Source organism: Bradyrhizobium sp. C-145, assembly GCF_023375135.1.
GTDB classification, from domain to species: Bacteria; Pseudomonadota; Alphaproteobacteria; order Rhizobiales; family Xanthobacteraceae; genus Bradyrhizobium; species Bradyrhizobium zhanjiangense.
The window spans coordinates 1115877-1134624 of record NZ_CP088150.1 but is presented as its reverse complement, the minus strand read 5'-3'; the positions used below and the strand labels follow the sequence as shown (position 1 = coordinate 1134624).

The 18748-nt window shown below is 64.3% G+C and carries 18 protein-coding genes; 12 read left to right on the top strand and 6 right to left on the bottom strand.

Annotated features, from left to right (window positions below):
• Positions 1-90 precede the first annotated feature (90 nt).
• From lspA to arfB, 5 genes are all read left to right on the top strand, one after another.
• Entirely contained in the window at positions 91-585 is a 495-nt protein-coding gene (lspA, locus tag LRP30_RS05330; RefSeq protein WP_249759576.1) for a signal peptidase II, read from the top strand.
• Between the two features lie 94 nt (positions 586-679).
• The gene (locus tag LRP30_RS05325) at positions 680-1405 is read left to right on the top strand and encodes a hypothetical protein (protein ID WP_164934707.1); all 726 of its coding nucleotides are present in this window, start codon (positions 680-682) and stop codon (positions 1403-1405) included.
• A gap of 206 nt (positions 1406-1611) precedes the next feature.
• The gene (locus LRP30_RS05320; RefSeq protein ID WP_249761698.1) at positions 1612-3003 is read left to right on the top strand and encodes a pitrilysin family protein; all 1392 of its coding nucleotides are present in this window, start codon (positions 1612-1614) and stop codon (positions 3001-3003) included.
• Positions 3000-4373: a pitrilysin family protein gene (locus LRP30_RS05315; protein ID WP_249759575.1), complete on the top strand. Its 1374-nt coding sequence runs from the start codon at positions 3000-3002 to the stop codon at positions 4371-4373. Before LRP30_RS05320 ends, LRP30_RS05315 begins: the two co-directional genes overlap by 4 nt.
• Positions 4374-4557: 184 nt before the next feature.
• Positions 4558-4974: an alternative ribosome rescue aminoacyl-tRNA hydrolase ArfB gene (gene arfB / locus LRP30_RS05310; protein ID WP_128931409.1), complete on the top strand. Its 417-nt coding sequence runs from the start codon at positions 4558-4560 to the stop codon at positions 4972-4974.
• A gap of 58 nt (positions 4975-5032) precedes the next feature.
• On the opposite strand, the gene LRP30_RS05305 is transcribed toward arfB, so the two are convergent.
• Complete coding sequence (locus LRP30_RS05305) at positions 5033-5338, bottom strand: hypothetical protein (protein WP_249759574.1); 306 nt, start codon at positions 5336-5338, stop codon at positions 5033-5035.
• A 310-nt stretch (positions 5339-5648) separates the two neighbouring features.
• Here LRP30_RS05305 and LRP30_RS05300 point away from each other — a divergent pair, with 310 nt between their 5' ends.
• From LRP30_RS05300 to LRP30_RS05285, 4 genes are read left to right on the top strand one after another with little or no spacing between them, the layout of a single operon-like run.
• Positions 5649-6035, top strand: coding sequence for a c-type cytochrome (locus LRP30_RS05300; protein WP_249759573.1), 387 nt, complete (start codon positions 5649-5651; stop codon positions 6033-6035).
• Positions 6036-6431 (top strand): VOC family protein, encoded by a 396-nt coding sequence (locus LRP30_RS05295; RefSeq protein WP_128939816.1) that lies wholly within the window; start codon positions 6036-6038, stop codon positions 6429-6431. It begins immediately after the preceding gene.
• 46 nt (positions 6432-6477) lie between these two features.
• Positions 6478-7026: a gluconate 2-dehydrogenase subunit 3 family protein gene (locus LRP30_RS05290; RefSeq protein ID WP_249759572.1), complete on the top strand. Its 549-nt coding sequence runs from the start codon at positions 6478-6480 to the stop codon at positions 7024-7026.
• 28 nt (positions 7027-7054) lie between these two features.
• Positions 7055-8623 (top strand): GMC family oxidoreductase, encoded by a 1569-nt coding sequence (locus tag LRP30_RS05285; RefSeq protein ID WP_249759571.1) that lies wholly within the window; start codon positions 7055-7057, stop codon positions 8621-8623.
• 230 nt (positions 8624-8853) lie between these two features.
• On the opposite strand, the gene LRP30_RS05280 is transcribed toward LRP30_RS05285, so the two are convergent.
• Positions 8854-9171 carry a ribbon-helix-helix domain-containing protein gene (locus LRP30_RS05280; protein ID WP_128946382.1) on the bottom strand — a complete coding sequence of 106 codons (318 nt, stop codon included), beginning with the start codon at positions 9169-9171 and terminating at the stop codon, positions 8854-8856.
• Between the two features lie 251 nt (positions 9172-9422).
• Between LRP30_RS05280 and mutL the strand changes: the two genes are divergently transcribed.
• A complete protein-coding gene (gene mutL / locus LRP30_RS05275; RefSeq protein WP_249759570.1) occupies positions 9423-11237 on the top strand; it encodes a DNA mismatch repair endonuclease MutL in 1815 nt (604 codons plus the stop codon).
• A gap of 123 nt (positions 11238-11360) precedes the next feature.
• On the opposite strand, the gene rsmD is transcribed toward mutL, so the two are convergent.
• Positions 11361-11915 (bottom strand): 16S rRNA (guanine(966)-N(2))-methyltransferase RsmD, encoded by a 555-nt coding sequence (gene rsmD / locus LRP30_RS05270; protein ID WP_249759569.1) that lies wholly within the window; start codon positions 11913-11915, stop codon positions 11361-11363.
• 1 nt (position 11916) lies between these two features.
• On the bottom strand, positions 11917-13839 hold the full coding sequence (locus LRP30_RS05265; RefSeq protein WP_249759568.1) for a pseudouridine synthase: 1923 nt from the start codon (positions 13837-13839) through the stop codon (positions 11917-11919).
• Positions 13840-13958: 119 nt separating this feature from the next.
• Between LRP30_RS05265 and LRP30_RS05260 the strand changes: the two genes are divergently transcribed.
• A complete protein-coding gene (locus tag LRP30_RS05260) occupies positions 13959-14417 on the top strand; it encodes a nucleoside deaminase (RefSeq protein WP_128931400.1) in 459 nt (152 codons plus the stop codon).
• Between the two features lie 103 nt (positions 14418-14520).
• On the opposite strand, the gene LRP30_RS05255 is transcribed toward LRP30_RS05260, so the two are convergent.
• Positions 14521-15423 (bottom strand): alpha/beta hydrolase, encoded by a 903-nt coding sequence (locus LRP30_RS05255; protein WP_249759567.1) that lies wholly within the window; start codon positions 15421-15423, stop codon positions 14521-14523.
• A gap of 220 nt (positions 15424-15643) precedes the next feature.
• Complete coding sequence (gene purD, locus LRP30_RS05250) at positions 15644-16927, bottom strand: phosphoribosylamine--glycine ligase (RefSeq protein ID WP_249759566.1); 1284 nt, start codon at positions 16925-16927, stop codon at positions 15644-15646.
• Positions 16928-17687: 760 nt separating this feature from the next.
• Here purD and LRP30_RS05245 point away from each other — a divergent pair.
• A complete protein-coding gene (locus tag LRP30_RS05245) occupies positions 17688-18707 on the top strand; it encodes a HEPN domain-containing protein (protein ID WP_249759565.1) in 1020 nt (339 codons plus the stop codon).
• Positions 18708-18748: the final 41 nt, after the last annotated feature.

Below are 18748 nucleotides of genomic sequence, written 5' to 3'. Positions count from 1 at the left end.
TACGAGTCTTTCAAACAATCACCGCCTGGGGTTATGGGTCCTGGCCTTCGCCAGGACGACGACGGCAGAGACTGCGGCGGCTGTCTGCCCATGACCCCGCTCCGCGCCGGCATCACCTCCGCCCTGGTCACACTCGTCCTCGACCAGGCCTCCAAACTTTGGTTGCTGAACGTGTTCGACCTCGCTCATCGCGACGTGGTGCGGGTGACACCGTTCTTCGATCTGGTGCTGGCGTGGAACATCGGCATCAGCTTCGGCTGGCTCCAGAACGACGGCCAGGCGGCGCAGTTCGCGCTGATGGCCGTCAAAGCTATCGCGGTAGTCGCGCTGGCGATCTGGATGGCCCGCTCCCACACCCTCCTTGCCACGATCGCGCTAGGCTTGATCATCGGGGGCGCCATCGGCAATGGCATCGACCGCCTGGCCTATGGCGCGGTGGTGGATTTCGCCCTGTTTCACATCGAAATCGGCGGACATACCTATAATTGGTACGTGTTTAACCTCGCCGACGTGGCCATCGTTGCTGGGGTGGCGGCGCTATTGTATGATTCCTTCCTGGGGGTACCCGCCGCAAAAGCGCCCTGATCCCGGCCGATACGACCGGCAGGTGGAACCCGCTTTTGCAAGGGTCAAGCCGCGTGCGAGCGGCAAACTGCCACAATTTGGAACAGGTATGGTGATGCGCAGCTCGAAGACCAGCGGTTCAATGGTTCGAGACCCCAAATTGGGGTTCTGGCGGGCATTGAAATTGTCCGCTGTCGCGCTCGGCATCGGTCTCGTCATGTCGACCGGCGCCGCCCGCGCCGGTGACGACGACGAGGAAGACGACATGACCTTCGAAGAGAAGCTCATCGACAATCTGATGTCCGGCCTCGGCGCCAAGAGCATGGAGAAGCCCGGCATCGAGTACCGCGAGCGTTCGCCGCTGGTCGTGCCGCCCAAGCTCGACCTGCCGCCGCCGGCCGCTACCCAGGCCACGAATGCGCCGAACTGGCCGAAGGACCCCGACGAGAAGCGCCGCAAGGAAGCGATTGCCGCGCGCAAGAAAGCCACCAAGGCGACGGAGAACTGGCAGGCCGCCCGGCCCCTGACCCCTGCTGAGATGAAGGCGGGTGAGGTCGCCGCGGCCCCCCGCACCAGCAATGATCCCATACAGCCGGGAGCCAACGGCAACCCGTCGCTCAGCCCCGCCGAACTCGGATACACTGGTGGTCTGTGGAACATGATGAAGGGCGGCAACAGCTCCGAAGAAAAGAAATTCGTTAGCGAGCCGCCGCGCCAATCGCTGGTCGAGCCCCCGCCTGGCTATCAGACGCCGTCGCCGAACTACGCCTATGGCGCCGGGCCGGACAAGTCGCGGCGGACCTATTTCGACATCATGTCCGGCAAGGAGAAGGAACAATAGCGTTCCTGTCGCGCCGCGACATCCTGACAGAACCGCACCCTGCACCGGCGGCTCGTGCACGCCGGACGCGGTTCCAAAATTGCTTATCAGTAACTTGCCTCCGCGTTGAGTTCTCTGCTTCGTGACGCGAAGCCTCAGCCGCACGGTGTACCATGCCGTGCTTCCGAGCCGGACATCCGGATCTCGGCCTTTCACTAGGGATCATGATGTCCTCTTACCGATCGGCTGCCTGCCTCCTTGCCGCGCTGCTTTCGACGAGTGTCCTGACGGCCGGCGCGTCCCTCGCCCAGACCACGGTAACATCGGCCCCGCCCGTCAGCTTCACGCTCAGCAACGGCATGCAGGTCGTGGTGATCCCGGATCACCGCACGCCCGTGATCACGGAGATGATCTGGTACAAGGTCGGCTCGGCCGACGAGACTCCGGGCAAATCCGGCCTCGCGCATTTCCTCGAGCACCTGATGTTCAAGGGCACCTCGAAGCATCCCGTCGGCGAATTCTCGCAGACCGTGCTCCGCGTCGGCGGCAACGAGAACGCCTCGACCTCGGTCGACTACACCAACTACTACCAGCGCGTTCCGCGCGAGCAGTTGCCGACCATGATGGAGTTCGAGGCCGATCGCATGACCGGCCTCATCCTCAAGGACGAGAACGTACTGCCCGAGCGCGACGTCGTGCTCGAAGAGTACAACATGCGCGTCGCCAACAATCCGGACGCGCGGCTGAACGAGCAGATCATGGCCGCGCTCTATCTCAACCACCCGTACGGCCGGCCGGTGATCGGCTGGCACCAGGAGATCGAGAAACTCGATCGCGAGGATGCGCTCGCCTTCTACCGCCGCTTCTACGCGCCGAACAACGCGATCCTGGTGATCGCCGGCGACGTCGACGCCGCTGAAATCCGCCCGCTGGTCGAGCGCAATTTCGCCGCCATCCCGGCGCAGCCCGCCATCCCGGCACGGCGCATTCGTCCGCAGGAGCCGGAGCCGGCCGCCCCGCGCACCGTCACGCTGGCCGACCCGCGGGTCGAGCAGCCGAACATGCGGCGCTATTATCTCGTGCCCTCGGCGACCACGGCCGCGGCCGGCGAGAGCGCGGCCCTCGACGTGCTCGCGCAGCTGATGGGCAGCGGCAGCAATTCCTATCTCTACCGCGCCCTTGTCGTCGACAAGCCGCTCGCGGTCTCCGCCAATGCCAGCTATTCGAGCATCTCGCTCGACCCGACCCAGTTCGCGATCTCGGCCGCACCGAAACCCGGCGTCAGCTTCGCAGAGGTCGAGCAGGCGGTCGATGGCGTCATCGCCAATGTCGCGCAGAACCCGATCCGCGCCGAGGATCTGGAGCGGGTCAAGACCCAGCTCATTGCGGAAGCGATCTACGCCCAGGACAATCAGGCGGTGCTGGCGCGTTGGTATGGCGGCGCGCTGACCACGGGCCTATCGATCGAGGACATCAGGAGCTGGCCCGACCGCATCCGCGCAGTCACTGCCGAGCAGGTTCGCGCCGTTGCGCAGAAATGGCTCGAAAAGAAGCGCTCGGTGACGGGCTATCTGATCAAGGACACCGCCACCGCCAAGCGCGAGGAGAAGCGTTCGTGACCTATCCCTTCCTTCGCGCGCATCATTTCGCGCTGTCCTTCGTTACCGGCGCGGCCCTCGTACTGGCCGCGGTCTCGCCGTCGCATGCAGCCGCAAAGATCCAGCATTTGACCTCTCCGGGCGGCATCGAAGCCTGGTTCGTGCAGGACGCAACCGTGCCGCTGATCGCCATGGAGTATTCCTTCGCCGGGGGCTCGGCCCAGGATCCCAAGGACAAGTCGGGCGTCGCCAATCTCGTCGGCGACCTCCTCGACGAAGGCTCCGGCGATCTCGACTCCAAGACCTTCCATGAACGGCTCGACCGCCGCGCCATCGAGCTCTCCTTCAACGCCACCCGCGACGCCTTCCGCGGCAGCCTGCGCATGTTGCGCGACAACAAGGACGAGGCCTTCGACCTGCTACGGATGGCTTTGACCTCGCCGCATTTCGACACCGCCGATGTCGAGCGCATCCGCTCGCAGGTCATCTCGGGACTGCGCCGCGAGACCACCAATCCGACCTCGCTGGCGAGCCGCAAGTTCCTCGAGGTCGCCTTCGGCGATCACCCCTACGGCCGGCAGACCAACGGCAACCTCAACAGCGTGCCGACCATCACGGTCGCCGACTTGAAGGATTATGTCGGCCGCGTGCTCGCCAAGGATGGGCTGAAGATCGCGGTCGTCGGCGACGTCGATCCGGCCACGCTCGGCAAGCTGCTCGACCACACCTTTGGTAGCCTCCCTGCCAAGGCCAACCTCACGCCGGTCCCCGACGTCGATGCCGCAAAGCCGCCGCAGCGCGCCTTCGTGACGCTCGACGTGCCGCAGACCGTGATCACCTTCGGTGGCCCCGGCGTGAAGCGCAGCGATCCCAACTTCATGGCCGCCTACGTCGTCAACCACATCCTCGGCGGCGGCGGATTGTCCTCCCGGCTCTATCGCGAGGTCCGCGAGAAGCGCGGGCTGGCCTATTCCGTGTACGAATCGCTGCTCTGGATGGAGCACTCGGCGCTGTTCACCGGCAATACCGGCACGCGCGCCGACCGCGCCGGCGACACCATCGACGCCATCGAGAAGGAGGTCCGCCGCATCGCCGAGGAGGGCCCGACACAGAAGGAGCTCGATGAGGCCAAGTCCTACCTCAAGGGCTCGCAGATGCTGGCGCTCGACACCTCCTCCAAGCTGGCGCAGGCGCTGTTGCAGTATCAGCAGGACAAGCTGCCGATCGACTATATCGAGAAGCGCAATGCCATCGTCGATGCGGTGACGCTGGACGACGCCAAGGCTGCCGCGAAGCGCCTGTGGGGCGAGGGCCTCCTCACCGTCGTCGTCGGCCGCGCCCCCCAGGCCGCTGCGCAGCCGGTGGCGGTACCGGCGACGAAGTCGAACTGACGATCTGATAAACGTCTCCTGAGATGGCAGGGCTCGCCGTCTCCGCCTGCGGCTTCGCCGGCCCAGCACTCAAAGCCCGGCGAAGCCATGGCGGAGCCGGGTCCCGGCCATTTGCGTTTCCACGATGCACCATTGCCGAACGTAGATGTTCGCGATATGTCCGGACATCACGAATGGTGCCATCATGCTGCGGATATCCCGCGATCTCGTCATCGACGAGGACGACATCGAGATCGGCTTTGTCCGCGCCTCCGGGCCTGGCGGACAAAACGTCAACAAGGTCGCGACTTCAGCGCAACTGCGCTTCGACACGCGCAAGCTGACCCTGCCGGAGGATGCCGCCATCCGGCTTGCCCGCATCGCCGGACAGCGCATGACCAAGGACGGCGTGATCGTGATCCACGCCCAGCGCTTCCGCACCCAGGAGCGCAATCGGCAGGATGCCATCGACCGGCTGGTCGAAATGTTGCGCGAGGCGATGGTACGCCCGATCCCACGACGCGCGACACGGCCGACCTTCGCGTCCAAGCAGCGCCGGCTCGAAGGCAAGAAGCGGCGTAGCGACATCAAGGCCGGACGCGGCGGCCGCTTCGACGATTGATCAAGCAAAAACCTTCGGTCGCAGAGCGACCGAAGGTTTGCCGGTTCGTAAGCTGGCGTCAGTAGCGCTTGCCGGTCGCAGCACCGCCCGTCGCCGCATCGTCGGCCGTGCCCTTACGTGTCGCGCTGCCGGTGGTTCCGGCGGTACCTTTACCCTTGGTCGACTTCACGCCGACCTTCTCGCCGGCAGCCCCCTGCTGCGCGCCGACATCATCATCCTCGCTGCCCACCGTGCCGCCCTGCATGGGTTTGCTTTGCACGGTGCCTCCGGGCTTGACGCCAGATGACGTACCTTGCGCGAGAACAGGCGTCGCAATGAGGGCCGAGACAGCGCATGCGATTGCAGAGGTCTTCACCAACTTCATCCATTTCTCCTGGATTTTTTCGCGATGAACGGCACGGCAACATCCCTGCGCCGCTCGCCTGCACCGGACCAGTTCATCGCAAAGAGAGTTTGAACGGCGCGGTTGTGATGCAACCTGCGTCGTGTGGTCATCGTTTAGGGATTTCTGGGCGGTTTCGCGGAATTGTGCTCCTCATATGCGGCAGCGCGGAACACACGCCACGCGCGAGCCCCCGCTTGCAGCGAAACAGCCCGCTACTACCACTGCATCTTTGGCGCCGCCTAGAGTTTGCGCACGCTGACTTCGAAGTGGATGGGGCGAGCTCTTGGCGATGCGCGCAGTCGTGCTCGGATTGTGCACCGCGATGGTGCTGATGATGCGGGTTGCCGACGCGCAGATGCCCTTGCCGGCGGCAAGATCGCTGGATGGCGCGACACTCTTCAAACAGCAATGCGCGGTGTGCCACACCACCAACCTGTCGGAGCCGATGCGGCAGGGTCCGCCTCTGGTCAAGATCGTGGGCCGGCCCGCCGGCAAGCTCGATGGCTTTCGCTACTCGGAGAATCTCGCGAAGGCTGACTTCGCCTGGGACGAGGCAAAGCTCGACGCCTGGCTGGCCAATCCTCAAGCGGTCGTTCCCGGCGTGGTCATGGCTTACCGGCAGGCGAAGCCGGAGACGCGCGCCGCCATCATCACCTATCTCAAGGAGCAGAATTGAATGGCAAAGCCCGTCCATTCCATGATCCGCGTGCGCGACGACGCGCGATCGCTCGACTTCTACAGACGCGCCTTCGGCTTAGAGGTCGCCGACCATCTGAAATTCGCGGATTTCGCCCTGATCTATCTGCGTCATCCCTCCTCACCTTTCGAGCTCGAGCTGACGGTGAATTTCGACCGCCAGGAGCCGTACCAGCTCGGCGACGGCTACGGCCATCTCGCCGTCGTGGTCGAAGACCTCGACGCCGAACATGCCCGCTTCGAGCGCGAGCAGCTCGCGCCGGGCCCCTTACGCGACTTCAAGCACGACGGCAGGACGCTGGCGCGCTTCTTCTTCGTCAACGATCCCGATGGCTACAAGATCGAGGTGATCCAGCGGGGCGGCCGTTTCAATTGACCAAATCACGATAATCCAAATCACAAGAATCGAAGGAGGACATGTCATGAGAGAAGTCGACCGTCGAAGCAAGCACAGCCGCCGCGTCTTTCTCAAGGGCGCGGCAACCGCCGTACCGGTTGCGGCGGTCGCGACCAGCGTCGGTGTCAGTATCGACAATGCCTGGGCAGATGAAGCGAGCGCGCTGTCGCCCGCGACAATGAAGACACTGCTGAAGGTCGCGCGCGACATCTATCCGCACGATGTGCTCGGCGACAGCTACTACATCACCGCGATCAAGCCGTGGGATGGCAAGGCGGCCAAGGATCCCGCCGTCAAATCGCTGATCAGCGACGGCATCACGCGGCTCGATCAGAACGCGCGCGATCGCCACAAGGTGGCTTACGCCGAGGTGCCCTGGGAAGCCGACCGCGTGGTGCTGCTGAAGGAGATCGAGCAGAGCGAGTTCTTCCAGAAGGTGCGCGGCGACCTCGTCGTCTCGCTCTATAACCAGAAAGAGGTCTGGCCGCGGTTCGGCTACGAGGGCTCCTCGGCCGAGCATGGCGGCTACATCAACCGCGGCTTTGCCGACATCGACTGGCTGCCGAAGGCTTAACGTCACCCAACGGTTCAGGAGAACGCATATGGCAAAATTCGATCTGAACGACTCCAGTGTTGTGGTGATCGTCGGCTCCGGCGCCGGCGGCGGCACGCTGGGCAACGAGCTCGCGCAGAAAGGCGTCAAGGTCGTCATTCTCGAGGCAGGTCCCCGCATCGAGAACCACGACTTCATCAACGACGAATGGGAGAGCTTCTCGCAGCTCGCCTGGACCGATGCGCGCACCACGTCAGGCACATGGCGCGTCGCCAAGGATTTTTCGGGTCTCCCCGCCTGGATCGTCAAGGCGGTCGGCGGCTCCACCGTGCATTGGGCCGGCGCCTCGCTGCGTTTCGACGAGCACGAGTTCAAGGTGAAGAGCACCTACGGCAACATTCCCGGTGCGAATCTGCTGGACTGGCCGGTCACGCTCGCGGAGATGGAGCCGTGGTACGCCAAGGCCGAGAACAAGATGGGCGTGACCCGCACCAACGGCATTCCCGGGCTTCCCGGCAATAATAACTTCAAGGTGCTGGAGGCCGGCGCGAAAAAGCTCGGCTACAAGACCGTGCACACCGGCAACATGGCGATCAACAGCCAGCCGCGCGACGGGCGCGGCTCCTGCCAGCAGATCGGATTCTGCTTCCAGGGCTGCAAATCCGGCGCGAAATGGTCGACGCTCTACACCGAGATCCCGAAGGGCGAGGCGACCGGCAATCTCGAAGTCCGCCCCGGCAGCATGGTGGTCAAGATCGAGCACGATGCGAGCGGCAAGGTGACCGGCGTCGTCTACGCCGACGAAAACGGCGCAATGCAGCGCCAGAAGGCGCGCATCGTCGCGGTGGCCGGCAATTCGATCGAAAGCCCGCGGCTGCTGCTCAACAGCGCCTCGACCACGTTCCCCGATGGTCTCGCCAATTCGAGCGGCCAAGTCGGCCGCAACTACATGCGTCACATGACCGGCAGCGTCTACGCCGTGTTCGAAAAGTCGGTGCACATGTATCGCGGCACCACCATGGCCGGTATCATCCGTGATGAAGCCGCCAACGATCCGAAGCGCGGATTCGTCGGCGGCTACGAGATGGAGACGCTGTCGATCGGCCTGCCCTTCATGGCGGCGTTCCTCAATCCCGGCGCCTGGGGCCGTCCGTTCACCTCAGCACTCGACGGTTATCCCAGGATGGCCGGCATGTGGCTGGTCGGCGAAGACATGCCGCAGGAAACCAATCGCATCACGCTCGACCCTGTCGTGAAGGACAAGTTCGGACAGCCGGTCGCAAGCGTGCATTTCGACGATCATCCCAACGACGTCGCGATGCGCGCCCATGCCTACAAGCAGGGCGCTGCGGTCTACGACGCCGTCGGCGCCACCGTGACCTATCCGACGCCGCCCTATCCAAGCACGCACAATCTTGGCACCAACCGGATGAGCGACAAACCGCGGGACGGCGTGGTCAATAAGTTCGGTCAGAGCCACGACATCAAGAACCTGTTCGTCTCCGACGGCAGCCAGTTCACCAGCGGCGCGGCCTGCAACCCGACGCTGACCATCGTCGCGCTGGCCATCCGGCAGGCCGACTACATCGCCGGCGCGATGCAGAAGAAGGAGATTTGAGGCCGGGCATCCTCCCCGTCATTGCGAGCGCAGCGAAGCAATCCAGAATCTCTCCGCAGCGACAGTCTGGATTGCTTCGTCGCAAGAGCTCTCCTCGCAATGACGCCGGAGGGGTATCGTAGTCCCGTAGCCCGGATGGAGCGCAGCGCAATCCGGGGCCGCTTTCACCTGCGGCTCGAATCCCGGATTGCGCTGCACTCCGTCCGGGCTACGGACTTTTGTTGGAACGTCTATTCCGCCGCGTCGAGAATAGGCGCCACTGTGGCCTTGAATTCCTGCACCGGCACCGAGCTCCGGGAGCGGTAGATCAAACACGAGCACCGCAGCAGCGAGGCGAAATTGTTGACCTCGCCATGATGATCAAGCACCTCGTTGTAGAGTGTCGTCAGGAACTTGCCGAGGCTCATGCTCTCCTTGGCCGCGATCTCCTCGAGCGTGTCCCAGAACGCCATTTCCAGCCGGATCGAGGTGCAGTGCCCGCCGATCCTTAACGAACGGGTTTGGGATTCGTAGTCGCGTTGGGGCTGGTGCGCGAAGAGATGGCACATGGCGTCCTCCCGTCCTGTTGCCATTTTTTCACGATGCTACACCGCTCCCCGGCACCTCACAATCACGACGGTGGCCGGAGACGCGTCCATCCCGGTTGCGGAATCTTCTCGAACGCCCAATGTCTTCAATGTGATAGAGAGCCCTCTTCCCCAGCCCGCCACTCCGGTGTTGCCCAGCCCATGCTTTTGACGCAACACGGCCTAGAATAGCGTCGTCTGCGAATCCCCGTTCGAGCCCCAAGATCGAGTTCATGCCCGTCCGCCAGCTTCCAGAGCAAGTCGTCAACCGCATCGCCGCCGGCGAGGTGGTCGAACGTCCGGCGAGCGTGGTCAAGGAGCTCGTCGAGAACGCGATCGATGCCGGCGCGAGCCGCATCGACGTCTTCACCGACGGTGGCGGGCGCCGGCGGATCGGCATCACCGATGACGGCGGCGGCATGACTGCAAAGGATCTCGCGCTCGCAGTCGAGCGCCACGCCACCTCCAAGCTCGACGATGAGGACCTGCTCCAGATCCGCACCCTCGGATTCCGCGGCGAGGCGCTGCCGTCGATCGGGGCAGTCGCGCGCCTCTCCATCACGACGCGGCACGCCAGCGAGCCGCACGCCTGGGCGTTGACTGTCGAGGGCGGCGAGAAGTCCGAGATCATGCCGGCGGCGCTGGCGCATGGCACGCGGGTCGAGGTCAACGATCTCTTCTACGCGACACCCGCGCGGCTGAAGTTTCTGAAGACCGACCGCACCGAGGCGGAAGCCATTCGCGAAGTGGTCCGGCGCCTCGCGATGGCGCGGCCCGATATCGCCTTCACGCTCGCGGGCGAGGAGCGCGCGCCGGTGACCTGGACCGCGGCGCTGCCCGGCGCCGCGGGGCGCCTGACGCGGCTCGGCGATATCCTGGGCGCGGAGTTTCGCAGCCACGCCATCGAGGTCCATGCCGAGCGCGAGGGCGTCGTGGTCGCCGGCTATGCCGCCGCACCTGCGCTGACCAAAGCCAACGCGCTCGGGCAATATCTCTTCGTCAACGGCCGTCCGGTGCGCGACAAGCTGATCCTCGGCGCGGTGCGCGCGGCCTATTCCGACTATCTGCCGCGCGACCGCCATCCCGTGGTGGCGCTGTTCGTCACGCTCGATCCACGCGAGGTCGACGCCAACGTGCATCCGGCCAAGACCGAGGTGCGCTTCCGTAACGCGGGGCTCGTGCGCGCGCTGATCGTGCATGGATTGAAGGAAGGGCTCGCGCGGGAGGGCCGGCGTACGGCGGCCAACAGCGGCGGTGCCGCCTTGTCCTCGTTCCGCCCTGCCTTCACGCCGCAACGGTCTGCCAGTTGGGACTGGCGCCAATCGCCATCCGTCCCGGTTGGGACGCTGCCGTCGTTCGAAGGTTCAGCAGCGCCCGCCTTCGCCGAGCGCGCCCAGGCCGCATTCGATGTCGGTGCGCCCAGTGCGGATGTGCGAATCGAGACGCAGCCCGCCGGCGACCTCGTCGACCGCCCGCTCGGCGCGGCACGCACCCAGATCCACGAGACCTATATCGTCTCGCAAACTCGCGACGGGTTGATCATCGTCGACCAGCATGCCGCGCATGAACGGATCGTCTATGAGCGGCTGAAGGCCTCGCTGGCGGCGAACGGCGTGCAGCGGCAGATCCTGCTGATCCCCGAGATCGTCGAGATGGACGAATCTACTGTGGAGCGCTTGCTCGATCGCAGCGAGGAGCTGGCATCGTTCGGTCTCGCCATCGAGTCCTTCGGCCCCGGCGCGGTCGCGGTGCGCGAGACGCCGTCGCTGCTGGGCAAGCCCAATGCAGGCGGGCTACTCCGCGATCTCGCCGAGCACATGGCCGAGTGGGACGAGGCCTTGCCGCTGGAGCGCCGCCTGATGCATGTCGCCGCCACCATGGCCTGCCACGGCTCGGTCCGCGCCGGCCGCCGGCTGCGGCCGGAGGAGATGAACGCCCTGCTCCGCGAGATGGAGGACACCCCGAACTCCGGCCAGTGCAATCACGGCCGCCCGACCTATGTCGAGCTGAAGCTGACCGATGTGGAGAAGCTGTTCGGGCGGAGGTGACGGTGCCGTAGGGTGGGCAAAGGCGCAAAGCGCCGTGTGCCCACGATCTTTCCACAAGAGCAATAGAAACGGTGGGCACGGCGCGCGAAGAGCGCGCCTTTTGCCCACCCTACGGCAGCGAGACTACGGCTTCCTCAGAAACACGAACTCCGTGTCGTCATAAGCCCGCCGCTCCAATTCTTCGAAACCTTCCGGCGTCACGAACTGCGCGGCCTTCGCCTCTTCCACCACCAGCAGTGCGCCCGACGTGAGCCAACCGCCGTCGCGCAAGCTCGCCAGCGCCTTCTCAGCAAAGCCCTTGCCATAGGGCGGATCGAGGAACACCAGCGAGAACGGCTCGACGGGATGCGCGGGGCCTAGATCGGTCGCATCGCGGCGATAGACCTTGGTCACACCGCCGAGGCCGAGCGACTCGACATTGTTGCGCAGCAATGCTCGCGCTTCGGCCCCATTGTCGACGAACAACGTGAACTTCGCCCCGCGCGACGACGCCTCGATGCCGAGGGCGCCGGTGCCAGCGAAGAGATCGAGCACGCGCGCGTCCTCGATCGGATCGTCATAGGCGTGCACGAGGATGTTGAACACGGACTCGCGCAGGCGGTCCGCCGTCGGGCGGATGTCGCGCGAAGACGGTGAGGCAAGATTGCGCCCCTTCAGACGACCGCCGACGACGCGCAAATTAATCCTCCCGCGGCGTCAGGTCGCGCTTGCCGTGATAGCCGCGCTTGGGACGGCGTGGCGGGCCATAGCCGCTCGCTTCCAGCTCGTTGCGCTCGCGCGCCTCCTCGCTGCCGGTACGCTGCACCAGCACGCGGCGGCCTTTGCGATCGTTGATGACAGCGCGCTTCATCGGCTTCTTCGGCGCATCGCCCTCGCGCGCGGCGGATTTCGCGGGCACGTCGAACTCGGCGCCCGACTTCTCGATCACCTTATCGCCGAGCTGCTCGCGCAGCACGCGCGACTTGATCTCCTCGACCTGGCCTTCCGGGATCTCGCCGAGCTGGAACGGGCCATAGGAGACGCGGATCAGCCGGTTCACTTCGAGCCCGAGATGGGCGCAGACATTGCGCACCTCGCGGTTCTTGCCCTCGCGGATCGCGAACACCAGCCAGACATTGGCGCCCTGGTCTCGCTCCAGCGTCGCCTCGATCGGACCGTATTTGACGCCTTCGACCTCGATGCCACCCTTGAGCTCGTCGAGCTGCGCCTGGGTGACGTCGCCATGGGCGCGGACGCGGTAGCGGCGCAGCCAGCCGGTGTCCGGCAGCTCGAGCGTGCGGGCGAGGCCGCCGTCATTGGTGAGCAGCAACAAGCCTTCGGTGTTGAAGTCGAGCCGGCCGACGCTGATCAGGCGCGGCAGACCTTCGGGCAGATTGTCGAACACGGTCGGACGCCCCTCGGGGTCGTCATGTGTCGTCATCAACCCGCGCGGCTTGTGATAGAGGAACAGCCGCGTGCGCTCGCGCGGCGGCAACGGCTTGCCGTCGACGGCGACGACGTCGTTCTGGGTGACGTCGAGCGCCGGCGAATTGATCACCCGGCCGTTGACGGTGACGCGGCCCTGCGTGACCAATTCCTCGGCATCGCGCCGCGAAGCGAGGCCCGCTCGGGCCAGCACTTTTGCGATGCGCTCGCCGGCCTTCTTCGGCTTCGGCGCGTCTTCACGGCGCGGCCGCCCCTCGAAATCGCGATCGCGCTCGCGATAGGCGCCGCGGCCGCCGAAGGCGGGGCGCTTCTCGAAAATCCTGCTGTCGTCCTCGTTGTCGCGGCGCGGCCGGTCGCGGAAGCGACCCTCGCTGCGGGGATGCTCCTGCCAGTCCATGCGGCCTTCCGGCCGCCTTTCGCGCGAGCGATTGAAGCGCGGACGATCGTCACCGGACCGCTCCTCGCGCGGGCGCGAGAAACGCGGGCGATCATCGCCCTCGTCGCGGCGCCGGGAGAAACGCGGACGGTCGTCGCCACGGCCACCTTCACGGCGGTCGTCGCGCTGACGCCAGGGCTTTTCATCGCCGCGATCACGGCCGCCGAAATCCTTGTCGAAGCTCTTGCGCGGCCGGTCACCGCGTGGACGATCGTCGCGCCTCTGCCACGGCTTTGAATCGCTTCGCTCGCCACGATCCCTCGGACGGTCGCAAAAGCTGCGCTTGCTATCCCGGAAGTCACGGTCGCGGCCAAAATCCTTGCGCGGCCGATCGGAGTCGCCGCGCGAAAACTTGCGGTCCTCGAACCGCCGCTCCGAACGCTCACCGCGCGGCGCGCGCTCATCACGATCGAACTTCGGACGGTCGCCGCGCGGCTTGAACGGCCGATCACCCCGCGGCTTGAAGCTGCGCTCGCCGCGGCCCTCTCCGCCGCGGTCGTCGCGCTTGAAGCGCGGACGGTCGCTGAAATCACGGCGCGGCGCATCGCCCTCCTCGCGGCGGCGGAACGGGCGGCCCTCACGACCCTCGCGGGGCGGGCGGCTGTCGCGATCGCCCTTGCCCTCGAGGCCGCGCTTGGCGAATTTCTTGTCCGGTCCCCGGGGCTTGCCGGTACGGCCCTTGGACGGGCCACGATCACGCCGGCCGCGGGAATCGTTGTCTTTGTCGCTGTCGCGGGGCATGAATAATCTCACTTAGGGGTGGCGCGATGAGCATTGTGCGCGCTCGTTCCGAGCCGCATGCTCAGGCAAAATCGGTATCCACTCTTGCTGAAGGCGGAGCTAGTAGCAGGTTTCTGGCGATGATACGAGGCATGAAAGCCCCTTCTTTCATGGATTTGGCGCTTAAGACGGCCGAAAATGCCGGAAAATCGGGCGAAGTTCCGATCGGGTGCGTCGTGGTCCGCAATTACGAGGTCATCGCCACCGCGGCGAACCGGACGCTGACCGACTACGACCCGACGGCCCATGCCGAGATCATCGCGCTGCGCGAGGCGGCGAAGAAGATCGGCAGCGAGCGCCTCGTCGACTGCGACCTCTACGTGACGCTCGAGCCCTGCACCATGTGTGCGGGCGCCATCTCCTTTGCAAGGGTGAGGCGGCTCTATTACGGCGCCGCCGACCCCAAGGGTGGCGCGGTCGAGTCCGGCGTGCGGTTCTTTGCTTCCCCGACCTGCCATCACGCGCCGGAGGTCTATTCCGGGGTCGGCGAGAGCGAGGCGGCGCGGCTGCTGCGGGAGTTCTTTCGCGAACGGCGGTAGATCCCTCCTCGTCATTGCGAGCGCAGCGAAGCAATCCAGAGTCTTTCCGCGGAGACAGACTGGATTGCTTCGTCGCAAGAGCTCCTCGCAATGACGATGAGGATCAAGCCGTAAAAAACTCGCGCAACGCGCTCGCGGTAACGTCCGGGTTCTCCTCGGTGAGGAAGTGGCCGGAATCCACCGGCATGCCCACGACATTCGTGGCCCATTCCTTCCAGGTGTCGAGCGGGGTGGCGGCGGCCTGGGCGATGCCAGCATTGCCCCACAACGCCAGCATGGGAACGGCGATCTTCTTGCCGGCCTCGAAATCGGCCTTGTCGAGGTCGTAGTCGAAATAGGCGCCGGCGCGATAGTCCTCGCACATCGCATGCACCCGGGCGGGATCGCGGAACGGGGCGAGATAGTGCTCGAGCGCGCGCTCGTCGATCGCGTCCAACGTCTTCGACTTGGTCTGGCTCGCCATCTTGAAGCGCAGGAAGAACTCGCCATTGCTCGCGATAAGGGTCTCGGGCAACGGATAAGGCTGCGCCAGGAAGGTCCAGTGATAGATCTTCAGCGCGTAGGCGCGGTTCATCCGCTCCCAGTAATTGTAGGTCGGCAGGATATCGAGCACGGCGAGGCGCGACAGCCGGCCGGGATGGTCGAGCGCGAGGCGGTAGGAGACGCGGCCGCCGCGGTCGTGGCCGGCGAGCGCGAAATGCACGTGGCCGAGGCGCTCCATCGCCTCGACCATGGCCTTGGCCATGGCGCGCTTGCTGTAGGGGATATGCAGCGCATCGCTCGCGGGCATGTCGGACCAGCCATAGCCCGGCAGGTCGGCAATGATCAGCGTGAACCTATCGGCCAGCTGCGGCGCCACCTGGTGCCACATCACATGGGTCTCGGAGAAGCCATGCAGCAGGAGCAGCGGCGGCCCGCTGCCGCCGACGCGGGCGAAGATGCGGCCGAAGGAGGTGTCGATCCATTCCGCGGCAAAGCCCGGATAGAGGTCGGCGAGATCGGACATCTTTCTGCATCCTTATTGGTCAGTCCCGGAGCCGGCCCCCGACAAACAAAAATGTCGAAAACAACCCCATGCACAGTAGCGGTATTATCGGCGGGGCTGCTAACCCCAACAGCCGATTGCACATTCTGGAATATCGATGTGGCGGCGCGGTGACACCAAGCCTCGAGATTTTCGGACTGGTGCGCTTTGCGCACCGTCCGGGATCGCAAGCTGGTTCGCGTTAATTCCTGGCCTTCTCCGCTTCCACCGCCTGCCAGCCGATGTCGCGGCGGCAGAAGCCTTCCGGCCAGTCGATGCGGTCGACGGCCTGATAGGCACGGCCTTGCGCCTCGGTCACGGTCTTGCCGAGCGCGCAGACATTGAGCACGCGGCCGCCATTGGCGAGGATGGCGCCATCCTTTGCCACGGTGCCGGCGTGGAAGATCTCGACGGTATCGACCTTGGCGGCGTCATCGAGCCCGCCGATGCGCGTGCCCTTCTGGTAGTCGCCGGGATAGCCCTTCGCCGCCATCACCACGGTGAGCGCGGATTCCGGATGCCAGCGCAGATCGAAATGCTTCAACTCTCCGTCACAGGCTGCAAGGAAGGCCGGCACGATGTCCGACATCATGCGCAGCATCAGGACCTGGCACTCGGGATCGCCGAAGCGCACGTTGAACTCGAACAGTTTCGGGCCCTGCGTCGTCAGCATGATGCCGGCATAGAGCACGCCGCGGAACGGCGTGCCGCGCTGCTTCATGCCGGCCACCGTTGGCAGGATGATCTTCGCCATGATCGCATCGTGGATCGCCGGCGTGACCAGGGGCGTCGGCGAATAGGCGCCCATGCCGCCGGTGTTCGGGCCGACGTCGTGGTCGAACACGCGCTTGTGGTCCTGGGCCGAGGCCAGCGGAATGGCGGTCTCGCCGTCGCACAGCGCGAAGAAGCTGATCTCGCGGCCGGGCAGAAATTCCTCGATCACGACTTCAGCGCCGGCCTCGCCGAAGGCGCCCTCGAACATCATGGCGATGGCGTCCTCGGCCTCGCGCAAGGTCTTGGCGACGACGACGCCCTTGCCGGCGGCAAGACCGTCGGCCTTGATCACGATCGGCGCGCCCTGGCTCTGCACATAGGCGCGCGCGTCCTGTGCGTTGGTGAAGCGCTTGTAGGCGCCGGTCGGAATGCCGAACTCGGTGCACAGCGCCTTGGTGAACCCCTTGGAGCTTTCGAGCTGGGCGGCCACCTTGCTCGGCCCGAACGCCTTGATGCCGGCGGCCGAGAGATCATCGACGATGCCGGCCGCGAGCGGCGTCTCCGGGCCGACCACCACGAGTTCGACCGCATTCTTCCTGCAGAAGTCGATCACGGCGGCATGGTCGGCGACATCGAGCGCCACGCATTCCGCCTCCTTCGCGATGCCGGCATTGCCGGGCGCGCACCAGAATTTGGTCACCAGGGGAGAGGCTGCGATCTTCCACGCCAGGGCATGTTCGCGGCCGCCGGAACCGAGCAGGAGAATGTGCATCGAGGGCTCAGGAATGAGGGGTTTGCTGGCCGCGGAGGTCGCACGAATCGCGGCGGGTCTCAAGGGGGGCGGCGCAACCTTCCCGTCGTCATTCCGGGACGCGCGTGCAGGCGTCGGACCGGGCATAGAGGCCTCCTTTCAGGCCCCATGGCCGACACAGGCTAGCACGGTTTGGCCTCTTCGCATGTTGCCCTGCGCTGCGACGCCGAGACTCGCCGTGCCGGATCACTGAGCTACAACTCTTAATTGATTGCCCTGAATGACGCCCCTTAATCTCGAATTTTCAAGATGGTTTCAATTCCCCTGCCCTTCTCGCCCTGAACAAGCAATCTTCGATGATCCCGCGGCCCTGAAAGACTTCGACGCCACTGCGAGTTGCGCAAGTACAGCGTGAAGGCTGGGAGGTGGGCGAATTCACTTGGGAAAAGGATGCGGCGATGGACGCCGCAACCGCCAACATGCCACAAGCGCGACCTATTGATGCGTTGGAGTCATTGATCAAGCAGGCCGGAAAGCAACCAAAGATCGGTCGCAACGAAAAATGCCCTTGCGGTAGCGTCAAGAAATATAAAAGGTGCCATTTGCTCAAGGTGGATGGCCTTAAACGGCGTGCGGCAAATGGGCTCGCAGATCGTGCGAAGGCACGAGCGAGCACGCAAGGTGGCGGAGCGTCGCGCCGAGAAGCTCGCTCCGCTGCGAGAGGCGTTCGCCAAGGGTATCGGCAGGCAGCGAGGCTAAAGAAAATAGCAACGGCAGAATCATGGGCGCGACCGGATCAATCGACCAGAGAAATCAAAAGGAGCCAACAAACCAGGCAACGGCTGGAGATCGATTTTGGGTGTGGTTCGCGGATGAGCCTTCGGCGTTTGAAGTTCATCTAGCTGACACCCTGACCGGCTTTCCAAAATCAGAACCTAATCAGGATGATAATGGAGTATTTCACGTAAGAGCCTACTCATGGCGTGGTCGCCCGGATTTTACGCAGGAGTTTGTGCAAGCGCATCTCCCTCGCTCCGTCGAACTACCCGTTGATGGCATGATTAAGTTCGTAACAATCGACGATAAGCTAGAGTTCTCAATTCCGGTCGAGACGCTATCTTTTTCACACAGTGCGGAAGCTGGTTCGATCCACGTCACTGCGCGCAAGTTCATTCTAAGCGATCAGACGTTGATGATATTGGCATCTCGTCAATCTGATCATGATCGTGAGGCACCCGCTCTCACAGGATCGTTTGATGCGCTTGGGCTAATCTCGCTACTGTCCGGGAATGTCTTGCTTGGTCGTTGCCTGTTCTCCTCCTACTTCTGCACTACTCGCAAGAAGTTCCTCAGCGGAGCGCTCGGCGTTGTTGGTTCGTCCCTTGTCGATTGGGCACCAATAAAGTTCGCCGATGACAATCCAGACACTCGATTTGATGCGCGGAATGATCGGACCCATGCCGCGCTCTGGTTCGCTGGGTCAGCGTTCTCGGCAAACGACAACGCCTCCAAAGTAGTTTCTTATGTCACGGCACTCGAAATTCTGACGGGAAAGAACATAAAGAACTATCTTAGTCGCCTATATCGGAAAGATTCAGAGTTACGTCAGATCGCGTTAGAGAACGTACTCGCCTTGATGGACCTCCGCGGAGACCTTGTGCACAAAGGACGGCGGGTCGTCCTGTCGCCTGAACTTGAGAGATACGCTCAGGCATTTATCCTCGACGCGATCCGCGAGAACAACAGGATCGCATCCGCGAGGTTCGCGGTGCAGAGTGTGATTGAGGCTACGCGGCGCTGAAGTCCCGTGCATCACCGCGCGCGAAGCTTCCGCAGCGCGTA

What these genes read in the sequence shown, in the direction of transcription:
- lspA (WP_249759576.1), top strand. Translation starts at nt 91, where the DNA reads ATGACCCCGCTCCGCGCCGGCATCACCTCCGCCCTGGTCACACTCGTC.
- LRP30_RS05325 (WP_164934707.1), top strand. Translation starts at nt 680, where the DNA reads ATGCGCAGCTCGAAGACCAGCGGTTCAATGGTTCGAGACCCCAAATTG.
- LRP30_RS05320 (WP_249761698.1), top strand. Translation starts at nt 1,612, where the DNA reads ATGTCCTCTTACCGATCGGCTGCCTGCCTCCTTGCCGCGCTGCTTTCG.
- arfB (WP_128931409.1), top strand. Translation starts at nt 4,558, where the DNA reads ATGCTGCGGATATCCCGCGATCTCGTCATCGACGAGGACGACATCGAG.
- LRP30_RS05305 (WP_249759574.1), bottom strand. Translation starts at nt 5,338, where the DNA reads ATGAAGTTGGTGAAGACCTCTGCAATCGCATGCGCTGTCTCGGCCCTC.
- LRP30_RS05300 (WP_249759573.1), top strand. Translation starts at nt 5,649, where the DNA reads ATGCGCGCAGTCGTGCTCGGATTGTGCACCGCGATGGTGCTGATGATG.
- LRP30_RS05295 (WP_128939816.1), top strand. Translation starts at nt 6,036, where the DNA reads ATGGCAAAGCCCGTCCATTCCATGATCCGCGTGCGCGACGACGCGCGA.
- LRP30_RS05290 (WP_249759572.1), top strand. Translation starts at nt 6,478, where the DNA reads ATGAGAGAAGTCGACCGTCGAAGCAAGCACAGCCGCCGCGTCTTTCTC.
- LRP30_RS05285 (WP_249759571.1), top strand. Translation starts at nt 7,055, where the DNA reads ATGGCAAAATTCGATCTGAACGACTCCAGTGTTGTGGTGATCGTCGGC.
- LRP30_RS05280 (WP_128946382.1), bottom strand. Translation starts at nt 9,171, where the DNA reads ATGTGCCATCTCTTCGCGCACCAGCCCCAACGCGACTACGAATCCCAA.
- mutL (WP_249759570.1), top strand. Translation starts at nt 9,423, where the DNA reads ATGCCCGTCCGCCAGCTTCCAGAGCAAGTCGTCAACCGCATCGCCGCC.
- LRP30_RS05265 (WP_249759568.1), bottom strand. Translation starts at nt 13,839, where the DNA reads ATGCCCCGCGACAGCGACAAAGACAACGATTCCCGCGGCCGGCGTGAT.
- LRP30_RS05260 (WP_128931400.1), top strand. Translation starts at nt 13,959, where the DNA reads ATGATACGAGGCATGAAAGCCCCTTCTTTCATGGATTTGGCGCTTAAG.
- LRP30_RS05255 (WP_249759567.1), bottom strand. Translation starts at nt 15,423, where the DNA reads ATGTCCGATCTCGCCGACCTCTATCCGGGCTTTGCCGCGGAATGGATC.
- purD (WP_249759566.1), bottom strand. Translation starts at nt 16,927, where the DNA reads ATGCACATTCTCCTGCTCGGTTCCGGCGGCCGCGAACATGCCCTGGCG.
- LRP30_RS05245 (WP_249759565.1), top strand. Translation starts at nt 17,688, where the DNA reads ATGGGCGCGACCGGATCAATCGACCAGAGAAATCAAAAGGAGCCAACA.